This is a genomic window from uncultured Clostridium sp., assembly GCF_900547735.1.
Lineage (GTDB): Bacteria > Bacillota > Clostridia > Lachnospirales > Lachnospiraceae > Otoolea.
The window spans coordinates 16,806-40,613 of record NZ_URHZ01000051.1 but is presented as its reverse complement, the minus strand read 5'-3'; the positions used below and the strand labels follow the sequence as shown (position 1 = coordinate 40,613).

The window sequence follows — 23,808 nt, the reverse complement described above, 5'->3', positions numbered from 1 at the left end:
CTACAAACCGGGACTGAAGACTCATATCCACCCTCCCACTCCCCCGTCCGCCGTCATACAGAGGCGTCCTCATTTCTCAATTAAATTCTATTTTATGAAATTTTTATCGCACAATTCATTCTTTTGTGGTAAAATAACAATGTTAAAGTATGGCACGGAAAAATATGTTTCCCGGCCACGGAGTGGACAGGAGGCAGATATGCCACCCATAACTAAATACACAGGGAGAAAGACCTATTATGGAAATGAAACGAGTATTGCTTAAACTGAGTGGTGAGGCTCTGGCAGGCGACAAGAAGACGGGCTTTGATGAAGAGACGGTGAAAGAGGTTGCCAGACAGGTTAAAACAGCAGTTGACAACGGCATGGAAGTGGGAGTTGTCATCGGTGGAGGTAATTTCTGGAGAGGCCGTGAGAGTAATGCGATCGACAGAACCAAGGCGGATCAGATCGGTATGCTGGCCACAGTGATGAACTGTATCTATGTATCCGAGATCTTCAGAAGCAGCGGAATGAAGACACAGATTCTGACTCCATTTGAGTGCGGCGCTATGACGAAGCTTTTTTCCAAAGACAGAGCCAACAAGTATTTTGAAAAGGGAATAGTAGTGTTTTTCGCAGGAGGCACCGGCCACCCGTATTTCTCCACTGACACAGGCGTTGCCCTCCGGGCAATTGAGATGGATGCGGACTGCATTCTCTTAGCGAAGGCGATAGACGGCGTTTACGACAGCGATCCGAAGCTGAATCCGGCGGCTAAGAAGTACGACACGATTTCCATCCAGGAAGTAATTGATAAAAAACTGGCGGTGGTTGATTTAACGGCATCCATCATGTGTATGGAAAACCATGTGCCGATGGCAGTGTTCAGCCTTAATGAAAAAGACGGCATCGTAAATGCGATGCAGGGAAAAATAAATGGTACGGTAGTTACCGCATAACAGGAGGTTTATATGCAGGAGAAAATTAAACTTTACGAAGATAAGATGGAAAAATCCTACGAGGTTCTGCTGGATGAATACGCATCCATCCGCGCCGGAAGAGCCAACCCGCATGTGCTCGACAAATTGAAAGTTGATTATTACGGCACCCCTACACCGTTTCAGCAGGTGGCTAACATTTCCGTACCGGAACCCAGAATGATCCTGATTCAGCCGTGGGAGCGAAAACTGATCAAGGATATTGAGAAAGTCATTCTCACTTCCGATCTGGGAATCAACCCGAATAACGACGGCAGCTCCATCCGCCTTGTTTTCCCGGAGCTTACCGAGGAACGAAGAAAAGAACTGGCGAAAGACGTCAAGAAAAAAGGCGAGAACACCAAGGTCGCTGTCCGCAACATCCGCCGTGATGCAAACGACGCGATCAAAAAGATGGAGAAATCCGGCGATATCTCAGAAGATGAATTAGCTGAGGGCGAGGACAAGATCCAGAAGATGACGGACAAGATGATCGAGAGGATTGACAAAGCGGTAGAGGCAAAGACCAAAGAAATCATGACCGTTTAATCCTTTTAGGCTGAAAAGCACAAAGTTTGAACCGCATAACAGGGGGCAGGTAATCTGCCCCTGATTTTGTGTAGGCATCGGTAAATACAGAAATACTTACGGGTAAACACAGATACACACATCGGAGGAAATTATGGAAAATACGGATAAGAACAATTTAGAACAGTCGGACCTTAACATTCCTGAACATGTTGCCCTGATTCTGGACGGCAACGGCCGCTGGGCAAAGAAAAGAGGACTTCCGAGAACCGCGGGCCACAAGCAGGGCTGCGTGACGGTGGAACAGACGGTGGAAAACGCCGCGAGGCTGGGAATTAAGTATCTGACCGTATATGGTTTTTCAACGGAGAACTGGAAACGTTCGACGGAAGAGGTGGGAGCACTGATGCAGCTTTTCCGCTACTATTTGAAACGACTTTTAAAAATAGCAAAAGCAAACAATGTCAGAGTGAAAATGATCGGGGACAGAACCCGTTTCGATAGAGATATTATTGAGGGAATCGACACACTGGAGCGAGAGACGAAAGACAATTTGGGAATGACGTTTGTCATTGCCGTAAATTACGGCGGCAGAGACGAGATCACCAGGGCGGTGAAGAAGATGATGGAGGACTGCAGGGAAGGAAGACTGGAAGCGGATTCCGTTACGGAGCAGGTGGTTTCCTCTTACCTGGATACGGCGGGGATTCCGGATCCGGATCTCCTGATCCGCACGAGCGGCGAAATCCGCCTTTCCAATTATCTTTTATGGCAGCTTGCATACAGCGAGATTATTGTCACAGACTGTCTGTGGCCTGATTTTAACAAAGAAGAACTTTTAAAGGCAATTGCCCAGTATAATAAAAGAGACAGAAGATTTGGCGGAGTGAAATAAGGGATATTGTGATTCAAAGCGGCTTTGGGGTCTTATAAAACCTGTGCAGTCTGCAGGCGAGTTGAGGGAGGATGAAGCCATGTTCAAAACAAGGCTGACAAGCGGTATTATACTTGTAATTCTGGCTGTAATTGTGGTAAGTACGGGAGGAGGACTTCTGTACGGCGTGACTGCGGCGATCTCCCTGATCGGGATGTTTGAATTATACCGCGTAATGGGTATTGAAAAGAAGAGTCTGGGACTTATCGGTTATATTGCCGGTATTTCCTACTACGGCCTGTTGTGGTTCGACGGGCAGAAATACGTTACTTTGATGGCGATTGCGGCTCTGATGCTGCTCATGACAATTTATGTATTTACTTTTCCACACTATGGTACGGAACAGGTCACGGTTGCTTTCTTCGGCATCTTTTATCTTGCGGTCATGCTTTCCTATCTCTATCAGGTGCGGGCGATGGCGGACGGAAGATATCTGGTATGGCTTATTTTCCTGAGTTCCTGGGGCTGTGACACATGTGCTTACTGCAGCGGAATTTTATTTGGAAAACACAAGCTGGCGCCGGTTTTAAGCCCGAAGAAAACGATTGAGGGAGCCGTCGGCGGAGTGATTGGAGCCGCCGTACTGGGTTTTGCCTATGCGTCCGTGTTCGGAGGCAGTATGGCGGAGATTACGAACCCTCAGGCGGCTTGTGCGGCTGCCTGCGGAATTGCGGCGGTCATTTCCCAGATTGGAGATCTGGCGGCCTCAGCCATCAAGAGAAACCATGACGTGAAGGATTACGGGCATCTGATCCCGGGGCACGGAGGTGTCCTAGACCGGTTTGACAGTATGATATTTACTGCGCCGGCCATATTCTTTGCGCTTACTTTTTTAGGATAGCGATCAGGTACGCGGTAAGCACGCTCTGCATAGAATGATCGGAGCGGTAGATGCGTACGGAAGAAAGGCAGACAGGATACGATGAAAAAAATAGCAATACTGGGTTCTACCGGTTCAATCGGAACACAGACATTGGACGTGGTCAGGACGAATAAAGATATAGAAGTGACTGCTTTAGCTGCCGGAAGCAATATCACGCTTCTGGAAGAACAGATCCGCGAGTTTGGTCCCAAACTGGCCGCAGTCTGGGATGAGCAAAAGGCGGCAGAACTGAAAGACCGCGTCCGCGATCTGGATGTGAAGATCGTGAGCGGCATGGAAGGCCTTTTGGAGATTTCCACCGAACCGTCCTCGGAGATACTGGTGACGGCCATTGTCGGAATGATAGGAATCAGACCGACGATCGCGGCGATGGAGGCCGGGAAAGATATTGCCCTTGCCAACAAGGAGACACTGGTGACGGCCGGCCATATTATTATGCCTCTGGCACAGGAAAAAAATGTGAAAATTCTGCCTGTCGACAGTGAGCACAGCGCCATTTTCCAGAGTTTAAACGGCGAGAGGATGAACCGGATACATAAAATTCTTCTGACTGCGTCAGGCGGTCCTTTCCGGGGAAGAACGAGAGAAGAGATGAAAGAGATTCGGGTGGAGGATGCGCTGAAACATCCGAACTGGACGATGGGCAGGAAGATTACCATCGACAGCTCCACAATGGTGAATAAGGGACTGGAAGTAATGGAAGCCAGGTGGCTTTTCGGCGTTACAATGGATCAGGTCCAGGTTGTGGTTCAGCCGCAGAGTGTGATTCATTCCATGGTTGAGTTCGATGACGGCGCCGTGATTGCCCAGCTTGGGACACCGGATATGAAGCTTCCGATTCAGTATGCGCTCTATTATCCGGAACGGAAGTTTTTGCCCGGCGCGCGGTTAGATTTTGCCAAACTTGGGCAGATTACCTTTGAAGCTCCTGATTTTGATAATTTCCACGGACTTTCCCTGGCCTACAGGGCGGGAAAGCGCGGCGGAACGCTGCCGACCGTTTTCAACGCGGCCAACGAGCTGGCGGTCCGGAAATTTTTAGACAGGAAAGCGGGATACCTTGCGATAACCGATATGATCGAAGCTGCGATGGAGCAGCATCACGTGGTGGAGAATCCGTCGGTGGATGAGATTCTTTCCGCGGAGCAGGAAACTTATGACTTTATAGAGAGCAGGTGGTAGATTGTTAAGTTTACTTGCGGCAATTCTTGTATTTGGTTTAATCATACTGTTTCATGAATTTGGGCATTTTCTGCTGGCAAAACGCGGCGGAATCTGCGTGGTGGAATTTTCCTTGGGAATGGGGCCGAGACTTTTAAGCACGGTAAAGGGCGGTACCAGATATTCACTCAAACTGTTCCCTTTCGGGGGCTCCTGCATGATGCTGGGGGAGGACGATGATTCATCAGACGAAGACAGGGATGAGAAGGCCAGAACAGATATAGCCGGTAAAGCAGCTTACGGGGAAGATGAGTTTAAAAGTACAGAGGACGCCCACGACGGAACGAATGCGGAAAAAACGCGGAGTTATGCGGGAATCGAGCTGGCGCCGGGTGCCACGGGCGTTTCATTCAATGAGACATCGGTGTGGACGCGTTTCCTCGTCATTGCGGCGGGACCCATTTTCAACTTTATCCTGGCATTTGTCTGCGCCTTTTTCGTAATCAGTTATGTGGGATACGATCCGGCGCAGGTTTACGATGTGGTTGACGGCTATCCGGCGGCGGAGGCGGGACTGGAACCCGGGGACGTAATTACAAAGATAAATGGAAAAAACATTAAAATATACCGTGATGTGCTGGCTTATACGAGTTTTCACCAGGGTGAAACCCTGAATATCGAGTACAGGCGGGGAGAGAAGCTGTATCAGGCGGTGCTCGAACCGAAATACTCCGAGGAAAATAAGTCATACATGATGGGAATCAGCGGAGGCGTCTACAACCGGCCGGAATCCGTTTTCGTGACGGCGAAGTACAGCGCCTACGAGCTTAGGTACTGGATCAACCTGACCTTCAAGAGTCTTGAGATGATTGTAAAACGGCAGGTGACGACGGATGATATTGCGGGACCGGTCCGTATTGTTTCCATGATTGATTCCACGGTGAAGGAGAGCAGTGAATACGGACTCATGGTGGTGCTTGTTAATCTGGCCAATATGTGTGTGCTTTTGAGCGCCAACCTGGGTATCATGAACCTGCTTCCGATCCCGGCGCTGGATGGAGGACGTCTGGTATTTATCATACTGGAAGCGTTGAGAGGCAGGCCGATCGACAGGGAAAAAGAGGGCATGATCCACATGGCCGGCATGGCTGTGCTGATGGTGCTGATGGTATTTATCCTGTTTAACGATATCAGGAATATGCTGTAACGGCAGCACCGTATTGCATCATGAACAGAGATTGAACTGTGGATGGTTTATACGGCGCGGTGCCGGGTACACGGGAGGTTTAAGATGGCGTACAGAGATGAAACGAAGACGGTTCAGATTGGAAAAAAGGTTATTGGAGGCGGAAATCCGATTCTGATCCAGTCGATGTGCAATACGAAGACAGAGGATGTAAAAGCAACGGTCGCCCAGATTCTGGAACTGCAGAATGCGGGCTGTGACATCATCCGTGTGGCGGTTCCGACGATGGAAGCGGCCATGGCCCTGACGGAGATCAAGAGGGCGATCCGGATTCCGCTGGTGGCGGATATCCATTTTGATTACCGTCTGGCAATCGCCTCCATCGAGTGCGGGGCCGACAAGATCCGGATTAACCCGGGCAATATTGGGGCTGAGGAGCGCGTCCAGGCCGTTGTGGATAAGGCGAAGGAGTATGGCATTCCGATCCGGGTGGGCGTCAACAGCGGTTCCCTGGAAAAACACCTGATAGAAGAATACGGAGGCGTGACGGCGGAGGGAATTACCCGGAGCGCCCTTGAAAAGGTGGCGCTGATTGAGAGGATGGGATATGACAACCTCGTAATCAGCATTAAGTCCTCCGATGTATTGATGTGCGTAAAAGCGCATGAACTGATTGCAAAGAAGACGAGATACCCGCTTCATGTGGGCATCACGGAGGCGGGGACCCTGCTTTCCGGCAACATCAAGTCGGCCGTCGGCCTGGGCCTTATTTTAAATCAGGGAATCGGCGATACCATCCGCGTTTCGCTGACGGGGAGCCCGGTGGAGGAAGTGAAGTCCGCGAAGCTGATTCTGCGCACTTTGGGTCTCAGAAAGGGCGGCATCGAGGTCGTTTCCTGTCCGACCTGCGGAAGAACCAGCATCGATCTGATTGGACTCGCAAACAAGGTGGAAACCATGGTTCAGGAATATGATCTGGATATCAAGGTGGCCGTCATGGGCTGCGTGGTAAATGGACCCGGGGAGGCCAGGGAAGCCGATCTTGGAATTGCCGGCGGAATCGGGGAAGGACTGCTGATTAAAAGGGGCGAGGTACTTAAAAAGGTGCCGGAAGAACAACTTTTGCCTGCTCTCAAAGAAGAACTTGACAGGCTGGCCGGAAAACTGTAATAATACAGGATAAGAGCCGCGAAGAAAGGCGCTTAGATTGCGGGAATGAAAAATAAGGTGATGGAATGAAAGCGTTTTTGGAAGTATTTCCTGATTTACATATTGCAGATAATGTGAGAGAGCTTTTTGAGCTGGTTAAAGTGGAGAAGGTGGCCACGACCAGGGATAGAAGCTCTATCCGCATTTATATCGACAGTCCCAGACTGATTCACAAACAGAATATCTATAAGCTGGAGGAGGGCATTAAATCCCAGCTCTTCCCCGGAAAAGCGGTTACAATCAAAATTCTGGAGAAATACCATCTGTCCGGCCAGTATACGCCAAGGAAACTGATGGACGTATACCGCGACAGTATCCTGATGGAGCTTAAAAACTACAGCATTCTCCTGTACAACATGTTCCGCAAGGCCGAGCTTGCCTTTGATGAAAAGGATCTTCTGACGATGGAGCTGGAAGATACGATGATCACGAAGGACAAAGCGCCGGAGCTGGTGCGGATTCTGGAGAAGATTTTTACGGAACGCTGTAATATTCCGATGGAAGTAAAGCTTACATACCGTCCTGCACAGGTGAGAAAGAGGGTGGAGGACGAACCGGCCGTCATTTATATGAATCAGGATGGCGCCCAGGCGTCTTACGGCGGCGGATCAGAGCCGCAGATGCAGGGAGATTCCTCCGCTCCGGCGGCGGATCTGCCCTTTGACGAGGGCAGCACGGTGCTGAAACCGGTTGGAGATCTCAATTTCCAGGCGGAGAAGAAACAGAAAGCTTCCCCCGAAGCGGGCGGAAGAGCCGCCCAGGGAAAACAGGGTGGCGATCAGAACGGGAAAAAGGGAAAAGGAGATTTTGGCGGCAGGGACGGCAAGAAGGAGTACCGCCGTTCGGGCTACGGCAAGAAATCGGACAATCCCGATGTCCTTTACGGCCGTGATTTCGATGAGGAATCTACGGAGATCGAGAAGATAGAGGGCGAGATCGGCGAGGTTGTCATCCGCGGAAAGATTTTTGCCACGGATGTCAGGGAACTCCGGAGCGGAAATTCCCTCTTTATTTTCAGTATCAGTGACTTTACCGATACGATCAGCGTCAAAATATTTGCCCGTGAGGATTCTCTGGAAGATCTGAAGAACGCGACGAAGGCGGGGCAGTTTGTCAGACTGAAGGGCGTGGCCAACATCGACCGTTTTGACGGTGAACTTACCATCGGTTCTGTTGTGGGAATCAAGAAGTGCGAGGACTTTACGACGAAGCGCATGGACAATGCCCCGGTTAAAAGAGTGGAACTCCACTGCCATACAAAGATGAGCGATATGGACGGCGTGTCCGAGGTCAAGGACCTGATTAAAAGGGCCAAGCAGTGGGGAATGGATGCCATGGCGGTCACGGACCACGGCTGCGCCCAGTCATTCCCGGACGCCAACCATTCGGTGGAGAGGGGAGATAATTTCAAGGTCCTCTACGGCGTGGAGGGATATCTGGTCGATGATATGAAAGACCTGGTTGAGAACGGCGCCGGACAGACTCTGGATCATACCTGTGTCGTTTTCGATATCGAGACTACGGGCTTCAGTCCCGTCAAAAACAAGATTATTGAAATCGGCGCGGTCAGGGTGGAGGAAGGAAAGATTGTCGGCAGATTCAGCAGTTTCGTCAATCCCGACGTGCCCATCCCATTTGAGATTGAAAAGCTGACCGGAATCAATGACAACATGGTTTTGGATGCGCCCAAAATAGAGAAGGTCCTGCCGGAATTTCTGGAATTCTGTGAGGGCGCGGTTATGGTTGCCCATAATGCTGGTTTTGACATCAGTTTTATAAAGGAAAATGCGGGGCAGCAGGGCCTGGAATTCAACCCGACCGTATTGGATACGGTTTCACTGGCCCGCGTGCTTCTGCCGAACCTGAACCGGTTTAAGCTGGATACGGTTGCCAAGGAACTTAAGATTTCACTGGCAAACCATCACAGGGCGGTGGACGATGCCGGGGCTACGGCCGAAATCTTTGTCCGTTTTATCAAGATGCTTAAGGAACGCGATATTTTTGACCTCACGCAGCTTAATGCGCTCAGCAAAATGACGGTGGAGATGATCCGAAAGATGCCCACCTACCATATTATCCTGCTGGCGAAGAATGATGTGGGCCGTATTAACCTGTACCGCCTCGTCTCGGAGTCCAACCTGACCTATTTTGCTAGAAGGCCGAGAATTCCGAGAAGCCTGCTGACCCAGTACAGGGAGGGACTCATCATCGGTTCCGCCTGTGAGGCCGGGGAGCTTTATCAGGCGCTGCTTCGCGGAGTGCCGGATACCGAGATACATAAGATTGTGGATTTCTACGACTATCTGGAGATACAGCCCCTGGGCAACAACGCATTTATGCTCAGGGATGAAAAGAGCCCGATAAGCTCCGAGGAAGACTTAAAAGACATTAACCGCAAGATTGTGGACCTGGGAGTGCAGTTTAACAAACCGGTCTGCGCGACCTGCGATGTGCATTTTCTGGATCCGGAGGACGAGGTCTACCGGAGGATTATCATGTCCAGTAAGGGATTTAAGGATGCCGACGATCAGGCGCCTCTTTACCTCCGTACGACGGAGGAGATGCTGAAAGAATTTGAATACCTGGGTAGCGACAAAGCCGAGGAGGTGGTAATCACCAATACGAGGAAGATTGCCGCAATGTGCGAGCGGATTGAGCCTGTCCGGCCGGATAAATGTGCTCCGGTCATCCCGAACTCGGATGAGACGCTGAGAAACATCTGTTATAACAGAGCTCATGAAATGTATGGCGAAGACCTTCCGCAGATTGTGGTGGCCCGTCTGGAAAGAGAGCTGAACTCCATTATTTCCAACGGTTTTGCCGTTATGTATATCATTGCGCAGAAACTGGTTTGGAAGTCCAATGAGGACGGCTATCTGGTAGGCTCGAGGGGTTCCGTAGGTTCGTCCCTGGTGGCTACGATGTCGGGTATCACGGAGGTAAATCCGCTGAGTCCTCATTATTACTGTACAAAATGCCACTATTATGATTTTGACTCGGCTGAGGTAAAGAAGTTTTCGGGTATGGCCGGCTGTGATATGCCGGACAAGAAATGCCCTGTCTGCGGGGAACCTTTGACAAAGGACGGATTCGATATCCCGTTCGAGACATTCCTTGGATTCAAGGGAGATAAGGAGCCTGATATCGACCTTAACTTCTCGGGAGAGTACCAGAGCCGGGCCCATACTTACACGGAGGTTATCTTCGGCAAAGGGCAGACCTTCCGCGCCGGGACAATCGGCACGCTGGCCGATAAAACGGCGTACGGCTATGTGAAGGGATATTATGAGGACAGAGGCCAGAGAAAACGCCGCTGTGAGATAGACAGGATTGTCGGCGGCTGCGTCGGAGTCAGAAGGACGACGGGACAGCATCCGGGAGGTATCATCGTACTTCCCCATGGGGAGGAGATCTATTCCTTTACCCCGGTCCAGCACCCGGCCGACGATATGACGACTAAGACGGTCACGACCCATTTCGATTACCATTCAATTGACCACAACCTTTTGAAACTCGATATACTGGGACACGATGATCCGACCATGATCCGAATGCTCCAGGATTTGACGGGAAAAGATCCTCTGACGGATTTCCCGCTGGATTCCAAAGAGGTTATGAGCCTGTTCCAGAATACGTCGGCCCTCGGAATCGAGCCGGAGGATATCGGCGGCTGTAAACTGGGCGCCCTCGGAATCCCGGAGTTCGGTACCGACTTTGCCATGCAGATGTTAATCGACGCCCAGCCGAAGTATTTCTCGGATTTGGTGCGTATTTCCGGTCTGTCTCACGGTACTGACGTGTGGCTGGGCAATGCCCAGACCCTGATCCAGGAGGGAAAGGCAACGATTCAGACCGCCATCTGTACGCGAGACGATATCATGGTCTACCTGATCAGCATGGGCCTGGAGGAGGGCCTGGCATTCACCATCATGGAGAGCGTGCGTAAAGGAAAAGGCCTGAAAGACGAATGGATTAAAGAGATGACCGACCACGGCGTACCGGACTGGTATGTCTGGTCGTGTAAAAAGATTAAATACATGTTCCCGAAAGCGCATGCGGCGGCCTATGTTATGATGGCCTGGCGTATTGCCTACTGTAAAGTATTTTATCCACTGGCTTACTACGCGGCATTCTTCAGTATCCGTGCCAGCGGTTTTTCCTACGTCCTGATGTGCCAGGGACGTGAGAAGCTGGAATACCATCTCGCCGATTATAAAAAGAGAGCGGATACCCTCTCAAAGAAAGAACAGGATACGCTCCGCGACATGAGAATCGTTCAGGAGATGTATGCCAGAGGATACGAGTTTACGCCGATTGACATTTTTAAGGCCAGCGCCCGAAGTTTCCAGATTGTAGACGACAAACTGATGCCTTCCTTAAGCAGTATCGACGGACTGGGCGAGAAAGCGGCCGACGCCATCGTGTTTGCCGCGGAGGACGGACCGTTCCTTTCAAAAGAGGACTTTATCAACCGTACGAAGGTGACAAAGACGGTTTGCGATTTGATGGGCGAACTGGGGCTGCTGGGATCGCTGCCGGAGAGTAATCAGCTTTCGTTGTTTGATATGGTGATGTGATGGAAAAATGAGGTTGCCGCCTACAGTACAGGGACGGGGCGGTGAGTAGGAGTGAGTGAGTCTTCGGTCCCGGGGGGGTGTCGCGGGTGGGGAATCCGGGCAGGCTATGACCGGGACCGAAGACGCCGGGGCTGCTGTCCGCCCCGTCCCTGGGGCTGTTGGCGATGATGACAGCCTCTTTTTTGGGGGAGGGGAGAGTGGCTGTTTCTGCTTTTTTGGCGGAAACTCTAATATGAGTGGGTTTTATGGATAGAGTTTGTTTCTTTTTTGATTAAGGGGCAGGCTTTTTTTGTTTTTAAGGGAGGATGTCTGGATGATGAAGTCGGAGAGGTTAAAGCCGAAGAGGCTAAAGAGGGGAGATACGGTTGCGGTTGTGAGTTTATCCTGGGGAGGTTTGGGGGATGAGGAGCTGATTCACCGCTTTTTTATTGCGAAGGACAGGCTGGAACAGGAATTTGGGCTGAAGGTGGTCTGTATGGAGCATGCATTAAAGGGAAGTGAGTTTATTGACCGCCATCCGGAACTGCGGGCAGGGGATTTGATGGAGGCGTTTGGGGATGATACGGTTTCGGCGGTGTTTTGTGCCATTGGAGGCGATGATACGATCCGCATTCTTCCGTATATTGACTTTGATGTAATCCGCAATCACCCCAAGATATTCATGGGTTATTCCGACAGTACCATCAATCATTTTATGATGTATAAAGCCGGTCTTGTCTCATTCTATGGTCCCAGTATCCTGGGCGAGTTTGGGGATTATGTGGATATGGCCGGTTATACAAAAAAGGCCGTTCGTGATTTGCTTTTCGGAGAGTGGGAATCCTATACTCTTCACCCAAGCCGCCAATGGAGCGACGACTTTATTCCCTGGCAGGAGAGCAGTATAAATACCATGTACAGGATGAAAGAGGATGTCCACGGCTATGAAATCATCAACGGTTCCGGGACGGTAAGGGGGCACCTTCTGGGCGGCTGTATCGACGTGTTCATGATGGCAAACGGCACTAAAATCTGGCCCGCACCGGACGAGTGGAAGGGGGCCATTCTGTTCATCGAAACAAGCGAAGAAAAGCCCTCTCCGGAATTCGTCAAACGAACCCTGAGAGCCATGTCCGCCCAGGGAATCCTCAAGACCCTAAACGGAATCATAGTAGGCAAACCCCAGGGAGAAGTCTATTACGAAGAATACAAAAAGGTAATAAAAGAAGTCATAGAAAACGAAGAAAACCTGCCGGAACTGCCAATCTTCTACAATGTAAACTTCGGACACGCCAAACCGATTGCCATAATTCCGTACGGAATAGAAGCGGAACTCAACTGCGAAAACAAAACAATCCGTTTCTTAGAAAATCCAACCATATAACGCGGCAGCCTGAATCGTACGCGGAAAATGAAAACAACGCCGCCCCGCCCCGATCCTCCACCCCAAGAAAAATCAGAACAACCAGCTGCCGCAGGCCGGAGCGGAGTGGTATGCGATACACTCGGCGTCTTCAGTCCCGGGCCATAACCTTCCTGTGGGGAAGAAGGGAGAAAAAGATTCCGCAGGGAACCTGAAGTTCATCGGCACTTACCGAGGTTTTTTCGAGGTTAGTACCGTTATGCACTTCGAAGAGCGCAAGCGTTTCCCGGAGGAATCTTTTTCTGCCCGGCTTCCCCACCCGCGACAGCCTAACGCCCGGGACTGAAGACTCACAACCTCCCCCTCACCATTCCGCCCCCCGGCCGTCCCGGCGGCGTTCTCATTTTTCATCAAATCTCAATTAATTCATACTCCATCGACCCAATCCCCAGCTTCTCAGCATGTTCCAGAGCCACCTTCCAGTTTGTCTCGGGATGGATATCCGTAAAATGGTCATGGTGGCAGTGCTCACGCTCATCCAGAATGGTTCCCGGAATGGCAGGCTGTCTGTTTACGGCATCGGCACAGGCCATGTCGAGGGCAACCGGATCAAAGGAAGCAAACATTCCCACGTTGGGGATAATAGCGGCATCGTTTTCCGCATGGCAGTCACAGTATGGCGATACATCCACCACGAGGCTGATGTGGAAATGAGGTCTGTCTTTTAATACGGCATAGGAATATTCCGCAATTTTCTTATTTAAGATGTCATTGGACTCATCACCGCGGTTTGCAACGGCATCCACCGGACAGACACCGATACAGCGGCCGCATCCCACACATTTATCGGAATCAATCGATGCTTTTCTGTCTGTAATGGTAATTGCATCATGGGCACAATTGCGTGTGCAGGCTCCGCAGCCGATACAGCGTTTTGTCAGGACAAAGGGGCTGGTGGCATTGTGCATCTCCATCTTTCCGGCCCGGGAACCGCAGCCCATGCCGATATTCTTCAAAGCTCCGCCGAAGCCGGTGGCTTCATGTCCCTTGAAATGGCTTAATGAGATAAAAATATCCGCATCCATGATGGCGCGTCCAATTTTAGCTTCCTTTACATATTCCCCGTCGATTGGTACCAGGACATCGTCCGTACCTTTAAGACCATCGGCAATCAGAAGATGACAGCCGGTGGTAAAAGGATTGTATCCGTTCGTGTAGGCTGAATCCAGGTGATCCAGTGCATTTTTACGTCCTCCCACATAGAGGGTGTTGCAGTCGGTGAGAAAGACCTTGCCGCCCTGTTCCTTGATCAAATCCACAATGACCTTGGAATAGTTGGGGCGCAGATAAGCCAGGTTACCCGGCTCCCCGAAGTGGATTTTGATGGCGGTGTACTGGTTTTTAAAATCAATCTGTTCCAGCATACCAGCTCTCTTCACGAGACGGGCCAGTTTCTGAAGAAGATTTTCTGAAAATGTAGCCCTTAAGTTTGTGTAGTAAACTTTTGAAGCAGTCATAGATACCTCCCTGAGTTTTTTTATGTGCTTGATGTTTTTATATATGATTTTGACAGATATAAATTCTTTGAAATTATATCACAAAGAGGGGAGGAATGCTACTGTAGAATGCGGTGAAACTTCTGCTGTTTTTCTTTCATTTTTGATAATATCTGTGTTTGCGAAGATTGCCTGAATGCAGGCTGAATGTATTGATAAAAGATACGGCGCTGAATCAGACAGGCCGGATGCGGCAGAGAGAATTTCTGCTGAAAAAACGGTTGGATATGGTTATAGATACAGTCCCCTATCCATTAGCCATTGCCGGACAGCACCATAGTTTTCTGAGAGATGCAGAAAACGGCGGTTGATAACTGCAGTATATGACAGAGGGGCAGGATGTTCAGGGCAGACAGTAACAGAAATTTTGAAAATACGCTCTGTGATATTGTACTGTCAGGAATTTTATGGTAGACTGTAAAATAATTTTACAACATTTTAATGATTTATATTCAGAGGAGGACACACCAATGAGCCAAGAGCGTTCAATTGAGACTACCTGTATCCAGGGCGGCTGGCAGCCGAAGAATGGCGAGCCGAGGATACTTCCTATTTATCAGAGCACAACATTTAAATATTCCACCAGTGAGCAGATGGGACGTCTTTTCGATTTGGAGGAGAACGGCTATTTCTATACAAGACTTGCCAATCCCACCAATGACGCTGTGGCCGACAAGATTCGTGAGATGGAGGGCGGAGCAGCGGCAATGCTGACCTCATCCGGCCAGGCCGCCAATTTTTATGCCGTATTCAATATCTGCAATGCGGGCGATCATTTCATCTGTTCCTCCACTGTTTACGGCGGAACATCCAACCTCTTTGTCGTTACGATGAAAAAGATGGGTATTGAAGTTACACTGGTTGATCCGGATGCTCCGGCTGAAGAGATTGAGAAGGAGTTCCGTCCGAATACGAAATGCGTATTCGGTGAATCACTCGCCAACCCGGCCATGGTGGTGCTGGACTTTGAGAAGTTTGCAGCCCTTGCACATAAACATGGAGTTCCTTTTATCGTAGATAATACATTTGCAACTCCGATTAACTGCCGCCCGTTTGAGTGGGGCGCAGACATTGTAACCCATTCCACGACTAAATATATGGACGGCCACGGAATGAGCGTGGGCGGATGTATCGTGGACAGCGGCAACTTCGACTGGGAGGCCAATGCGGAGAAATTCCCGGGTCTTACAACTCCCGACGACTCTTACCACGGAATTATCTATACACAGAAGTTCGGCAAAGGCGCTTATATCACAAAGGCAACGGCACAGGTAATGAGAGACCTGGGTTCCATCCAGGCGCCTCAGAACGCGTTCCTTTTAAATATCGGCCTTGAGACGCTCCATCTGCGCATGCCCCGCCACTGTGAGAATGCGATGAAGGTTGCCGAATTCCTGAAAGCCCATGAGGAAGTGGCCTGGATCAACTATCCCGGCCTGGAAGATGACAAATACCACGATCTGGCTGTGAAATATATGCCGAACGGCACCTGCGGCGTTATCGCATTCGGATTAAAGGGAGGCCGTGCCGGAGCTGCCGAGTTTATGGATAAGCTGAAGCTGGCCGCCATTGTTACCCATGTGGCCGATGCCCGCACCTGCGTGCTTCATCCGGCCAGCCATACCCACCGTCAGCTTTCCGATGAACAGCTCGTGGAAGCAGGCGTAGATCCGTCCCTGATCAGACTGAGCGTCGGTATTGAGAATGCGGATGATATCATTGAGGATATCAGACAGGCGCTGGAGTAATAATAGCGGCAATAACTTGTATCAAAAAGAGGAAACAGAGCGAAAACTGTTTCCTCTTTTTCATGCAGAAATTCTCTCTCGTAATGGAAAATCCAGTTTGGTAAAAAAAACAGTTTTACGGTAATGCAGCCGAATGATTGTTAATATTTTGCTATAATAAGCCGGAATAAATTAATAATTATTCCGTTTCGAAGGAATGATACGAAAGAGGGAATTGTGTATGGAAGAAAGGTTAAAAAGACTGAGGAAGGAATGGAAGCAAAGGCTGTCCTGGGTGCTGATCTGTGTGATACTGGTTCAGACTGTGGTATTAGGTAAGGCCCTACCCGTTTTTGCTTCTTCATCGTGGGTGGATATTACAGGAAGTGTGTCGGCCTCACCGTCAGATGCATTTGAGGAGATTAAAATATCGGCGGGTAATGTGGACAGTGACGGGAAATTCAGTTTTAGCATAGAGGCATCGTTAAATTCAGCCAATTTAACAGAGTATGCCGGAGAGCAGTATGAAACGAACGATGGTACCGGCGAATTAGAAGACTGGGTCATTGGGGACGGCGATCAATTTTTACCTCAGGTGAAGTTTGGTTTTACACTTACCTGTGGTGATCAAATAAAGTTTGCAGGCAATTCAACAGGAACTCTGGTGGCTGAAAATAATAGCCAGATTGAAGAAGGAACTCCTATTGGTTCCTATAAGTTTACGAACAAGGGACAGGGGAGACTGGAGACAAGCTTTACGATTGATAAAAAGTATGCTTATGCATATGAGAACGTAAGCTTTATGAAGACTTTTGATTTTTCTGCAAGCGGAGCCAAAGATGAGGATGAAGTAGAAGTTAAGGTGAATCCGGACGGAGAGGTGGAACTGAGCCTTATTGGCGGAGGAGAGAGCCCTGAGCCGGGGGAAGACAGTGAGTATGAGCTGGTAAAAAGAGGACCGGCCGAAGTGAATGGGAGTGAAATTGAATATACGATTACAGCAAAGGTAAAACCGCCGAAAGCGAGCAGTTCCACGCTTCGCATGGCGTCCGATTCAGCCATGGCCACAGCCGGTGAATTAAAAGATGAAATAACACTGGAAGAATATATTGAAATGATGGAAGCAGAAGATCAGATGTCCGAAGAGGAAGAGCAGTCACTGGAGGAGTGGTCCGACAGCCGCGAACGCCTTGAAAAGAAGTATGATCAATTGAGCAAAAAGAAAAAAAGAAGCCTGTTGAGAGAGTACCTGTCTCTGGAATCGGGAGACAGTTTGGGCACAGCCGATCTTTCGGGAAAATGGATTACAGACACATTACCCAAAGGACTTGAAATTAGAGAAGTTTGGGCAGGACAGAGAGAAAGCGGGGGGCAATTGCTGGCAACCCCATCGGAGTACCGGATAATAGAAGAAGACGGCATTTATACGTTGAAGTACCAGATCGCCAGCGCTTCCGATGCCTCTGGTTACCCGGGGCAGAAGACAAGCGGCAGTGGTCAAATTGTCGAAGCCGGTATTACGGTGGTGGCCCGCCTTACAGAGGATGAGTATGAAAGAATTCCTGACTATACAGATGGGGTCTATAATAAGAAATTTGAGAACAGGGCGTCACTGAAAGAAGAGAACGGTGAAGGTCTTAATAACATTGTCGACTCAAACGTTGTCAGTACAAGAATGGAATTAAAACGGACACTGGAAAAGGCAGGAAAACTACATGGCCACAACGGAAACATTGTGGAATGGACGATAGATTTCCAGAGCGTTTTGAGAGGAGGGATAGAATCTGCCTATATAATCGACTGGACGGATTCGGAAGCCCAGGACTATATACTGTCCGACGGAATTACGATAGATGAGGATGAAGCCGACGGCAGTGTGGAACTGTGTGATTCAGGGAAACACTTTGAGTCCGAAGAACCGGATCCCCTTGAGTTTTTAAAGGCATCCCCAAGCGCGCTGGAAAAACTGGAAAATGACAGTCAAAATGAGAACGGTGCAGCACAGAAGTTTTCCTATAAATACCGTTCATCGGATGGGACGGCCACGGTTTATTCTGCGTTTATCCTTCCGGTGAAGGATATCCTTAATAAAAAAGCCACTATCAAATATAAGACAAAATTGTCTGAAAAAACGGGGGATCGTCAGTTCAGTGATAAAATTGAACTGAGTAATGCAGCCGGATTTTTTTACAAAACAGAAAGCGGCAGCGGTACAGGCTCCGGAGACTGGTACTTTGATTATAACATGAGCAGCCGGATGGAAGTAGAGTATAACGTGGTTGAAAAGAAAGCCGGGAACTATGTACCAAATAAACAGATTATGCACTGGCAGTTTGAGATTAATAAGCTTGGGAATGATCTGGATGACATCGTGATAAGGGACCGTTTCATTGATGAGAAACAGCAGATTCTTGCAGATACTTTCAATGACAATCAGGAATTGATCTTAAAAAAGTATGACAGGGATACAGGAAAAGAAAACGGAACGTTGGCACTGCCTCTTTTAACAGAAGTGACAGATGGGACAAAAGGGTATGTAATCTCAGATATAAAGGATGAAGAAGGTAAAAAAACAGGAGAAGAGCTTGAAATACATATTGGCAAAGTCACTCAGGACGACTTCTATATTTTTGAGATTGTAACCAAAGTAGTGGATCCCCAAATATTCAGTACCGCAAATGGAGGTTCCGTATCAAATCAGGCTGTATATCAGATATATTCAGGCGGGTTTCCAATCTTAAAAGAAGAGAAAGAAATATCCGCTTCAAGAACGATACCAAATGTACTTCTTAAAAAAGAGAGCATTAATGTCAGCGGCGGTAATAACTATGATTATGAAAAAAATCAGATAAAATGGCGCGTTACCTCCAATCTATCCAATGTGCTGATAAAAGGACAAAAAATTACAGACGAGCTGCCGGTAGAAGTATCTCTGGCCGAAGTGACGTCGGTAAAGATAAAGGACGGTTCCGGCCGGGAATTCCCAGGTGAGAAAGTCCCGGCGGCTACACCGGGAGAATTGCCGGAGTTTAGAATCACAAAGACGGATGGCAGCGCCGTAATGATGAGAGCAGCGGAGGCGAAAAATGTAACTGAGAATGGATATTCCAGAAATATTGTAACTTTCACTTTTAGGAAAGAAGGTTTTTTGGAAGAATCGTATCAGTCGGATGACAGCTATGCAATCGAGTTTCTGACAGACGTGGACGAGAAGTACAGGATTGACGAATTTAAGCTGCAGGATAAAGTGACTTTTAATAATAATGCATGCTTAACCGGCTATGTTTTTGCTTACGATGCTGAATCAGGAAAGCCGATTGGCGAGGAAATGGCAGTGTCGGCCAGGGCCGGGGCTGTGAATGAAGGATTACGTCCATACCTGGTTAAAGACGGAACGTATATCGCCAAAGAGGGAAAGATTAACTGGAGTCTTCTCGTAAACAGAACTGCTGTGGATATGTCGGAGGTGGTGATAGCGGATCATCTGATAGACGCCCTTGATCTGGATACGGACTCGTTTAAGTATTATAAGGCCACGGTAAAACAGGATGGAGGCTACGAAAATGGTGAACCGGTTAATGATGCATCCAATCTGCTGAACCTTAAGGCAGATGAGAGCGGTTTTACCATTACTCTCCCGGCTTCGCCGTCCGAGCTTTCTAATCAGCCGTTTGTAGTGGAATTTTCAACCTGGCTGGTAGATAATACAGCTAAAAATAATATGACGAATGATATTACCGTTACACGTTCCGGAAAAGAGGAGGGAAGCAGGGAATCATTGGCAGAATCGGCGAATGATTTCAATTTGAAACAATTTGTTACAGGAAATCGTATTAATACTCTGATGATTGAAAAATACAGTTCAAATTCAGACATAAAAAAAGTGACGCTTCCCGGCGCGGAATTTGAACTGAAACTCATGGAAGATAAGAATACGGAAGATCCCGCGAACGAATCGGTTGTTAAAACGACAAAAGGGAATGGGAAAGCAACGTTTATGCGGTTTAAGCGGGACAGGCTATACCGTCTGACGGAAACACAAGCGCCTTCGGGCTATACGAAACTGGCAGATCCGGTCTACTTTGTATATAGTTCGAATGAAGAAGTGATAGCGCGGTTCCGGAAAATGGTACCCGATGTCCAGGTTTGTAAGGAATACTTGGATACGGTGTCTATTAATAATACCCCACACTCAGGTTCATCAGGCAACCGTCTGGAATTCGTAAAAAAGGGTGATAAAGGAGAACTGATTTCAGGAGCCGTATTCACGCTCAAGTCCTCCGGCGGTTTTATCGCGCGTGAAGCTGTGAGTGACATGGAGGGAAACGTTGTATTTGAAAATCTGGATCCGGGCGTTTATATACTCAGCGAAAAATCAGCAGCCGGATATGAGATTAACAACAGGACGGAGCAAATTACAATCAGTTTGGATCCGGAGACGGGAGACTATCAGACTCCGGAAGTGACCGGGGACTTGCTGACAGAAGAAGATGCATCCTACAGTGTCATAAATGTACCATATAAAACAAATGTCAGGTTCACAAAAAATACCCAGACAGGGGAGATATTAAAGGCGAATGAGAATCTCAAGGTGGTCTTTCATGTTTCCCGCCTTGGAGATGGCGGACAGATATTTATAAATGAGACAGAGCCATCAGAATCTCCGGTTGTTGTAGACATTAACAGCAGGGAAGATACAAGAGACAAAGGATTTATGGAGTACCTGCCTTGTCCGGAAGTCAGCCTTGATAATGCCGGCTTCGTTAACGCAGAGAATTTTTATGACGGAACCTATCGGTTTACGGAGAAACAACCGGAGAACGTAAACGGTATTCTGTCTGAAAATCAGGTTCTTCAAAAAATAGAGGTTACAATAGATACAGACGAGACCGCAGACAGAACCGTAACTTTCAAAAATATTACGGCTCAGGATCCGGTACAGCATATATGGATTGGCTCGGAAGAGGTAGAAGGGGTAAGTGATGGAGATAATATAATCTATCAGCCCAAGACACCTGCCAGCTTAAAGGTAGAGAACAATGTTCCTTACGGATATGTGCAGGTGAACAAGGTTCAGGCTGAACAATTAGACGGTAAAATTTATTTAACCGATAAGAGTCTTGCCGGTGCGGTGTTTACGGTATACGGTGATAAAAACGGTGTTCCGGATCCTTTGAATCCGGTTGAAGTGCTCACTACACAGGAAAACGGAACCTTCATTTCGGATTATAATACGCTGCTGCTAAATACACAGTACTATCTGAAAGAGACAGGCTGTCCTGAAGATTTTGTAAAAGATTCAGAACTGGACACAGCAAATAATGGAGGTTATATTCCTTTTAAAATTACACAGGATCAGCAAACCGTTTATGTCGGCCTTGATAAAAAGTCCGGGGAAGTTCTGAGCAGCGGCGATAAAAAAATGGAGAGCGCCGCAGGGAAAACCTCATTGCTTTATTACAATATCCAGTCGGCGACAGGAAGTGTCAAAGCCGTAAAGAACGGTGCGTGGTATTCGGATGGAGGAACCTTACAAAAGAAGCCGCTTAAAGGAGCCTTATTCGGCCTCTTTGAACTGAATGCCGCCGAGCCTTATGCAACGGTTGAATCCGATGAAGACGGCATCATAATGTTTAAAAATGTTCCGGTTGGCCAATACAGGCTTCGGGAAATGAAGGCGCCCGACGGATATGTACCGGTCACCAGGACGGCGGACATGGAGATGGCTGTGGAGGTTCAGGAACATACGACGGCCACTACGGTGTCCGGTTCCGCCGACAGGCTGGAATTTGACAACGAGGCCGAAACCTTCCGAATCGGAATTAACAAAACGGATGCGGATAAACGTCCACTGGAGAATGCGGTATTTGTACTTCAGGCCGCAGATCAGAACGGTATGGTGACGGAGCTGTGCAGACTGAAGGAATCAGCAGAAGGAAAACACAGTCTGCCGGATCCGGCTGAAAACCCGGAATTGATTCTTCTGAAGGACGGCAGTATCTGGGATTACTTTACTTATTCCGGCGTAACAGAGACGGCCGGAATGGTGGATGCATCGTCGGCGCAGCCGGGGTTATACTATGGTAAAGATATTTCTTATCAGATCACAGAAAAGATGGCTCCCGCCGGATACCGGACTGATGAAAAGGTGTATGAAGTCGATAAGAGTAAAGCTCTCGGCGGAACCGGTTCCGACCACGGTGATTACGTGATATCGAATGATGTGGATGGCAGCAGTTTTGTCAATTCATTCCTGGAAGAAGCAATTTTGATTCAGAAGCTGATCGAGGCGGAGGACGGAACCATTCTTGCCGGGACGGAGGGAACCGATATTTCGGGATTCAGATTCCTTCTGACCGGCCGTGATGTGGGAGAAGCTCCGATTCAGGAAAGGATCAGGGAAGAAGATATAGAAGGTGCTGCCATCGTTGAAATAAAAGAGGACGGAGTTTATCTGGAAACAGGGAAAGCCGGCACGATTCTTATTAAGAACGTGAAAGCCGGTTCCTATCAGGTAAAAGAGGTGGAGAGCAGCCGGACTTCGGGACAGGGGACCTATCTTCTGGATCCGTTCATCTGGAACGGCAGGATTGAGAACGTAGACGGAATTGTCAGAGGAGGGGAAGCCAGGTTTACAAATTACCTGAAACGCGGAACCATCACCGGCAGGAAGGTGACAGCTCCTGTGACAGAAAATTCCAATGGCCTGGAGGGAGCTTTAATGGGTATCTTTAAGGAAGATGCCGAAAACTTTACTAAAGAAAACGCTTATCTGGGCAAAACGGTCCTGAGCGGCAGCGACGGCATGTTTAATTTCGAGGATATTCCATACGGAACATACCTTGTGGCTGAAATCACCCCGCCGTCCGGTTATGAGCTGAACACTACGACTTCCTATCGCGTCACCCTTTCTTCCGATATGGAAAATCGGGGAATTGAACTGACAAAGAATACGGCTGGTTCAGATATGACAGAAGCTGAGGAAATAAGTGAGATTGTAATTGGGGACAGAAGAAAGAGCAGCGGGAGTCACGGCGGAGGCAGCGGTGGGAACACTTCCGGAGGCGGGAGCAGCAAAAACCCGACCGGACCGGGGGCCGGGACGAAAACGGAGGAAACACCGTCCCCTGAAAATCCCGGGGAAGAAAATACGGCGCCGCCTGCAGCACCGCCGGTAGTGATAGCACCGGCGGGTCAGGGAGAAATGCCTCTCGCAGTGATAGAAAAAGACCCGGACGGGGGAATCCATGTAGAGATTCCGGATGACCGCATTGACCGCGTTGTCGTTCAAAATGGCCGGGGTGAGGAGGTATTCCGCAAAAAATACGAAAATGGCGTGACAATCGACAGAGAACTTCCGTCCGGTAATTACAGTCTTACCGTTATGGATGAAAACGAAGTACCTCTGGGAGAATATTTGTTTACCATCGATGAAAGCGGAGTGCCGCTGGCAGCTCTTCCCAAAATGGGAGAGAAAGCAGCACCTTATACAGTGCTGGTGTTTATCATGCTGGGAGGAATATTTATACTTCTTTGCAACAGGAGAATACGCAGGCAGGATAACTAATTGATTTACATCATGAACACGTTGCCGGAGTTAGGGCAATAGATTGATAAAAAGCGGTAGGGTGAAATTACCCTATCGCTTTTTGCGCAAAAATGATATAATCTCCTTTATGGATTATCAAAATGCGCCGTAACCGTCTTCGGATGCATTTCGTGCGGAGTAAAAGCATGGTTTTAAAA

The 23,808-nt window shown here is 48.7% G+C and carries 12 protein-coding genes; 11 read left to right on the top strand and 1 reads right to left on the bottom strand.

Annotation, left to right across the window (positions count from 1 at the left end; translation table 11 throughout):
* The first annotated feature begins 239 nt into the window (after positions 1-239).
* The 9 genes from pyrH to QZT18_RS15550 all read left to right on the top strand — a co-directional run bounded on the left by pyrH (position 240) and on the right by QZT18_RS15550 (position 12,800).
* A complete protein-coding gene (gene pyrH / locus QZT18_RS15590; protein WP_294149083.1) occupies positions 240-941 on the top strand; it encodes a UMP kinase in 702 nt (233 codons plus the stop codon).
* Between the two features lie 12 nt (positions 942-953).
* A complete protein-coding gene (gene frr, locus QZT18_RS15585) occupies positions 954-1,508 on the top strand; it encodes a ribosome recycling factor (protein WP_294149081.1) in 555 nt (184 codons plus the stop codon).
* A 133-nt stretch (positions 1,509-1,641) separates the two neighbouring features.
* Positions 1,642-2,382, top strand: coding sequence for an isoprenyl transferase (locus QZT18_RS15580; protein WP_294149079.1), 741 nt, complete (start codon positions 1,642-1,644; stop codon positions 2,380-2,382).
* A gap of 79 nt (positions 2,383-2,461) precedes the next feature.
* The gene (locus QZT18_RS15575) at positions 2,462-3,262 is read left to right on the top strand and encodes a phosphatidate cytidylyltransferase (RefSeq protein WP_294149077.1); all 801 of its coding nucleotides are present in this window, start codon (positions 2,462-2,464) and stop codon (positions 3,260-3,262) included.
* Between the two features lie 81 nt (positions 3,263-3,343).
* Entirely contained in the window at positions 3,344-4,486 is a 1,143-nt protein-coding gene (locus QZT18_RS15570) for a 1-deoxy-D-xylulose-5-phosphate reductoisomerase (protein ID WP_294149075.1), read from the top strand.
* A gap of 1 nt (position 4,487) precedes the next feature.
* A complete protein-coding gene (rseP, locus tag QZT18_RS15565; RefSeq protein ID WP_294149073.1) occupies positions 4,488-5,672 on the top strand; it encodes an RIP metalloprotease RseP in 1,185 nt (394 codons plus the stop codon).
* Positions 5,673-5,756: 84 nt separating this feature from the next.
* Complete coding sequence (ispG, locus tag QZT18_RS15560; RefSeq protein ID WP_294149071.1) at positions 5,757-6,821, top strand: flavodoxin-dependent (E)-4-hydroxy-3-methylbut-2-enyl-diphosphate synthase; 1,065 nt, start codon at positions 5,757-5,759, stop codon at positions 6,819-6,821.
* A gap of 65 nt (positions 6,822-6,886) precedes the next feature.
* Positions 6,887-11,437 carry a PolC-type DNA polymerase III gene (locus QZT18_RS15555; protein WP_294149069.1) on the top strand — a complete coding sequence of 1,517 codons (4,551 nt, stop codon included), beginning with the start codon at positions 6,887-6,889 and terminating at the stop codon, positions 11,435-11,437.
* A gap of 313 nt (positions 11,438-11,750) precedes the next feature.
* The gene (locus QZT18_RS15550; RefSeq protein ID WP_294149068.1) at positions 11,751-12,800 is read left to right on the top strand and encodes a S66 peptidase family protein; all 1,050 of its coding nucleotides are present in this window, start codon (positions 11,751-11,753) and stop codon (positions 12,798-12,800) included.
* A 389-nt stretch (positions 12,801-13,189) separates the two neighbouring features.
* On the opposite strand, the gene QZT18_RS15545 is transcribed toward QZT18_RS15550, so the two are convergent.
* The gene (locus QZT18_RS15545) at positions 13,190-14,296 is read right to left on the bottom strand and encodes a DUF362 domain-containing protein (protein ID WP_294149066.1); all 1,107 of its coding nucleotides are present in this window, start codon (positions 14,294-14,296) and stop codon (positions 13,190-13,192) included.
* A 509-nt stretch (positions 14,297-14,805) separates the two neighbouring features.
* Here QZT18_RS15545 and QZT18_RS15540 point away from each other — a divergent pair.
* Positions 14,806-16,083, top strand: coding sequence for an O-acetylhomoserine aminocarboxypropyltransferase/cysteine synthase family protein (locus tag QZT18_RS15540; protein ID WP_294149064.1), 1,278 nt, complete (start codon positions 14,806-14,808; stop codon positions 16,081-16,083).
* 220 nt (positions 16,084-16,303) lie between these two features.
* Entirely contained in the window at positions 16,304-23,629 is a 7,326-nt protein-coding gene (locus QZT18_RS15535) for a SpaA isopeptide-forming pilin-related protein (RefSeq protein WP_294149062.1), read from the top strand.
* The last annotated feature ends 179 nt before the right edge of the window (positions 23,630-23,808 follow it).